Source organism: cf. Phormidesmis sp. LEGE 11477 (assembly GCF_015207105.1).
Lineage (GTDB): Bacteria > Cyanobacteriota > Cyanobacteriia > Phormidesmidales > Phormidesmidaceae > Phormidesmis.
The window spans coordinates 1-5,102 of the sequence record NZ_JADEXO010000201.1; the positions used below are offsets into that span (position 1 = coordinate 1).

Below are 5,102 nucleotides of genomic sequence, written 5' to 3' on the forward strand. Positions count from 1 at the left end.
ACCCACCCTTACGAAAGCGAGCTGTTTGCCGATTGCTGCGCTTTTTGAACCTGGGAAACCCTACCCTTCTCCCTTGACGTTTGCCAGTGCGAGAGTCGAAGAAGTTCTTGAAAGCAACGCCTAGATCCGCGACAGATTGCTGTAGCGGGATATTGCTGACTTGTGATAGCCATTCGCGCTCAGGCGTTTGCTTAGCCTGGGTGATTACTAACTTTTGCAAATCACTATTTTTTGGCCATTGTTCTCCTTTTGGTATCGACTTGATCAGCGCTAGTGAATCGTTCCACACCACTCGGCAACAGCCAAAGAGCTGAGCTAGCCCTCTGATCTGCTGATTTGTTGGATAGATTCGATATTCGTACCTAACTTTCATGTACTAATTGTATCAGTACAGGCAAACTGGTTTTATGAAGAATTTAAGAGAAAGCTGTACTGAAGTACAGGGCTTGTATCCCATCTCTTCGGTCAAACTCAAGAGGACTGGCTACTCTGGGCGGACTCTCTGCCGCTATCTTCAGACTACCGCGAGGCATACTATCCGCCCCTCGGCTCAAAATATGCAGGCGAACATCGTTGGATTCGTGACTATCTCAGGCAGGCACTCTCGCTAGCAATCGATCAAGGTGGCTGGGGTCGGTGCTTTGGGCCGAACTACGGTATGCAGCTAGCTCAAGACGTCCTAACCCCGGATATCTTATTGCTAAGCACTCGTCAGCTCGCTCAGGATGTCGTCTATAGCTGTTATACAGAAGCCGTCGTCTATCTCGTTATTGAAATTACCTACCCTGAACAGGATGCTGTTGATCGAGAGTTCAGGCGATCGCGATACGAACAGGCCGAAGTACAGCATTACTGGATCGTAGATCCAGCTAAACAACAGTTTGAGTTTTGGCAGTGGTCACCGGACGGATATCAACTTGGCACGATAGATCCAGACGGCTGCTATCGCGGTATTGGCAATATGAGCTTTAGCCCAGAAATCTTCTGGCTGAATATGCAGGAGAATCAATCGCCCTATACTCAGAAGCTCCCCGCATTTACGAGCACGGATCGGGATAAAGAGTGGGCGTTTCGCAAAGAACCCGGTACAGAACTGAGCTATGGGAGCCTACCGTTTGTACCGATGGTTGGATTGAACCCAGTGTCTATCAGCCCAGAGCAGTTTATATCCTGGTGCCCAGAGACTAAGCTCGAAAGTGGGCCTTTCCCGCTGATTGGTGGAGAAACGGGGACTAGAAATGCGATCGCCATGCTGCTTATGAGCCTGGGTCTTGTTGAAACCGTTAAGCTGATTTCTGGCTACGAGTGGGTACGCGTGCTACGACGAGTCACCAGAGAGCAACAGCAGGACGCGGAGCGAAAGTCGCAGTGGTGGCAACAGGCCAGAGAAATTGCTCAGCGACTGGTCACTGAGCACAAAGTAGGTGGAGTCGGACTCATCGGTTCGCTACTGAGCGAGCACCCCCTCAACCGATGGTCGCAGATTCATTTGTTGCTGTGGGATGTGCCAAATGAGTTCAAGAAATGGGTGTTTATGGAAACTGTACCGGAAGATATTCCAGTAAAGCTAACAGAAGCAGTTTGGGCTTTGCCGGGAGACTGGCAGGAGATTGCTGAGCGGATGGAAACCTTGGCAGGAAGAGGAAAACCACATGGGCCTAGACCTCAAGAACGCATGGTCTTTCATTGGCTAGACACTGACTGATCAAGGTCTCAGCAGGTATTCGTGTTACTTTAAAAAAATATATAGAAGTAACACGAATAATATTTGTAGAGGTTCCGCTCTGGACCCCCGAGGTGTCTAGCATTAGAGCTGTCTGCTAGGTTCTAATTTGGCCGAGGAATGAAGATTTGCTATTCGAGTAGTCTCGGAACTGAACTACTTGAGCTGGAGACTAGCAGCGATCGCCTCAATTCGCTTCAGCCCTTGTTCCTTTTTTAGAACCTCTCGCTCTAGTCTGCCGATTGCCTTACCCCGAGCGCACATCGTCTCGTACTTTTCTATTTCATGTACAGGAATATACTTTGACTTCTTTCCGTTATCGAGAAGCTTTCCTTTACCAGCTCTGAGCCTGGCATACTTGCAGCTTTCTTTTGCCTCCAAAGATGCAGTCCCTCCAGCGGCAGTGCGCTCTAGTCGGACGCCCTGAAGAAAAGGCCCCTTTTCTTTGAGCGCGGAGATCTGGCCCTGAAGATTGTCAATCTCTAATTGCAGCTGCCTACGAATATCCATTGTTTATTCGTGTTACTTTTTGTTTATTTTCAATAGTAACACGAATAAATGCGCTGATGGCTGTTGAGACTTGGCTGGTATTACACACATATAGTGCAGCTAGTGCAGCAACCCCAACGGCTGAGAGTGAAGCAGTGCCTGGCATTCAGTTATTGCTCTAGCTAAGAAGCCTCCAGTTTCTTGCACTCTAAGCATTGCACTCGCAAATGATACAGAAGCTCAACGAGCTCTTCATCAGACAGCTGCGCCCGTCGCTTTCCTTTAAACTTCTGACTAATAAAGAGATTGATCTTCTCAATCGGCCAACCTAGTTTTTGAACTGTGGTTTGGATAGCTTTAATAGTCTGGCTAACAGTCTTAGAGATTCCTTTTTCCAAGGTGGTTTTTTTGCTTGACCTTAGTACAGGAGCTGGCTTTATCGTTGGAGACTTTGATGCTGTTAAATCGACTGCCTGAGCATGAGAAGTTGGCTTAACAGCATCGGCCATGTCAGCACTTTCTCTAAACAAGGCAACAGTGTTTGATTTCTCCTGTGGAAAACTTTTAATCCCCCCCGCACCCCCCTTTCCGGAGTAAAACTTCGTTTTCGAGAGCGAGAAGACCTCATCTACGCAGCCCGTACACTTCATTATCTCTTCCTCAGTCCGTAATCCCTTGATTTCAGAAGGTTTCAGATGTTCTACAGACTTACCTGTTGTGACCGCTTTAGTCTCCGAAAGGCTATTGGTCTCGTCGATTACGGGCGGCTTGATCGGCTTGCCCTCGGAGCAGTAGCCAGAATAGAGATCAGGATGCCAAAGCTTTTTGTTTTCCACCTTGTAAAGTGTTTCCAGGCTGCTGGAACTTCTTCCTAGCTCCGATTGAGCCTGTCTAACTGCGTAGGAGCGCTCTGTCGCCTTATCTGGTAGGCTCCCCGTAGCTTCAAGATGCTGAACGGCTGCTTTAATGCTTTCGCGCGCATTCTGGGCCCTCACGCTGTTGAAGGGCGCGATATTGTTCGCGGCCTCCTTGTGATCTCGATGCTTTGTGTCGTAAGTGCCGATTGGCCAGTAGTACTGTTCCACGGCAGTGGCCCAGACGCGCGATCGCAATCTGATTTCATGCTGGTGGCGGCACCACTTTCCATAGCCAGGGCTAGAGATTGCCTGCCGATAGATAAAGTCCACCAGCTCCTCTTGGGAGTGACCTAAAAACACATGCCCATAGCAGCCAATCTCTTTGAGCAATTGGTTTGTTTGTCCATGTCCTGTCCATCCTTCGGCCAGGACAGTTTCTAAATCCTGCTTCCAGCTATCGATCTTGTTGAGGCGGCGGCGTATTCTCTTAAATCGGTTTTTACGCGCTAACGGCAGCGCTTGCTTGAGGGTGATGATATCTTGACCAGTGGCAGCGATATCCCAGCGCTGTAGAAAGTCCTTTAGCTTATTACTCGACGGGTTGAAAGCCTCATCTAAAAGGCAAGATCCACTAGCTGGCTGTAGCGGTAGCCTATGGGCGAGATACTCTATCTTGATCGTGTTGCCGTAAGCTTTGACATTCGGGAAGCACTCTAGGTGTCCCGCTTTGAACTTGAATCCCTGAGGTTCCAGGCAGTTTTTAAGAGAGACCGCAAGATCAAACGTCTTAACAGGCTCAGGTAAGGGGAGATAAAGGTGTATGCCTTCACTCCAACTGCTGCGGATTCTGATGGTTCTAGTGATACCGATCGTTTCTAGTGCGGCTTCTATGCGGGCGATCGCGTTTGCATCTTGCTTTGGGTGGTAAGGGCTATTGATATCAATATCAAGTAGCGCGTAGGCGATCGTATGCCCTGGTCTTACGCCAATTAGCTTTTCGGCATCTTGCCAATCTCTATAAAGAACCCGGCTCTTTAACTTATATCGTCGCTGAGTATGCCATTCTGGCTTTTCTCTAGTGTCTGCGGGCATGTCTGCATAGATAGTGCAGTACAGGTAACTGCCGAAAATCTCGCACAGATGCTGACCCTTTAAGTCTTTTGGTAGCGGATCTGAAGATCCTTTCTTAGCAGCGCGTTTAATTCCGTTCTGCTTAGCAGTCGCAGGTGATTGCATTTTCTCTATCTCGAAGGGGTTGATAGAGCCGCAAAAAATTGCAGCACAAAGCGCCGTGCTGCTAGAATTGACTACGGCTGAGTCGTTAGGACCCATTAGGTCCTAACGTTCTATAAAGCTGATGGAAATATCCAGAGCGATGGCTTGTTTTGGGTTTCCTCAACCTATGCAAATGCATCAACTGAGCCCTGGCTGTTACCGCAGCTGGGGCTTAGTTGGTATCAGTACTTTTCTACATAAACTTATCTCCATACCTTTACTGAAAACATCAAAAGTATATAACTTTCATGAGGGAAAGAAAAGTCATATATGACTTTTCCATGAAATTAATAGTTTGATGGGTATGTTTAGGACAGATGCACAAGCAGTGTGGTCTTTATCTCATCTAATAAAGGCTGCTTCTTATAAAGCTTCTTTTTCCCAGAAGCTCGTCTGAATGATTGATAAAGGTCAGGTTCTTTCGTATGTCAGCCAAGCATTTCGACTGCATAAAAAGGCCCTACAAAACAGTCATTTTGTGTAGATTAGCTTTCCAAAACACACCCCTCATACCTTTAGTCGGCTGGCAGATGAACCACTCACCCATGACGAATAGTGCATCTGTTTTAATATCGAGACGATACCACCGAAAGCGGCTAACTACAACGGTTTGAGAATCTTAATACGTCAAATTGAGGGCATAAAAATACGCCAAATTGATAGAGTTTTCTATACGCTAAATTGATAGAGTTTGCAGCGGCTGTACGCCAAATTGATAGAGTTTTCTATACGCTAAATTGATAGAGTTTGTAGCGGCT

At 47.5% G+C, this 5,102-nt stretch carries 4 protein-coding genes; 1 reads left to right on the forward strand and 3 read right to left on the reverse strand.

The features are described from left to right. On the reverse strand, window positions 1–373 hold a 373-nt coding region (locus IQ256_RS28290), incomplete at its 3' end, for a helix-turn-helix domain-containing protein (RefSeq protein WP_193859025.1). 129 nt (window positions 374–502) lie between these two features. On the opposite strand from IQ256_RS28290, the gene IQ256_RS28295 reads away from it, so the two are divergent. After that, window positions 503–1,705, forward strand: a complete 1,203-nt coding sequence (locus IQ256_RS28295) for a Uma2 family endonuclease (RefSeq protein WP_193859028.1) — start codon at window positions 503–505, stop codon at window positions 1,703–1,705. 174 nt (window positions 1,706–1,879) lie between these two features. Here IQ256_RS28295 and IQ256_RS28300 read toward each other — a convergent pair whose 3' ends face one another. Both IQ256_RS28300 and IQ256_RS28305 read right to left on the reverse strand, forming a co-directional pair. Beyond that, complete coding sequence (locus IQ256_RS28300) at window positions 1,880–2,233, reverse strand: hypothetical protein (RefSeq protein ID WP_193859026.1); 354 nt, start codon at window positions 2,231–2,233, stop codon at window positions 1,880–1,882. A gap of 161 nt (window positions 2,234–2,394) precedes the next feature. After that, complete coding sequence (locus IQ256_RS28305) at window positions 2,395–4,305, reverse strand: hypothetical protein (protein WP_193859027.1); 1,911 nt, start codon at window positions 4,303–4,305, stop codon at window positions 2,395–2,397. Window positions 4,306–5,102 lie beyond the last annotated feature (797 nt).

What these genes read in the sequence shown, in the direction of transcription:
- IQ256_RS28305 (WP_193859027.1), bottom strand. Translation starts at nt 4,305, where the DNA reads ATGCAATCACCTGCGACTGCTAAGCAGAACGGAATTAAACGCGCTGCT.
- IQ256_RS28300 (WP_193859026.1), bottom strand. Translation starts at nt 2,233, where the DNA reads ATGGATATTCGTAGGCAGCTGCAATTAGAGATTGACAATCTTCAGGGC.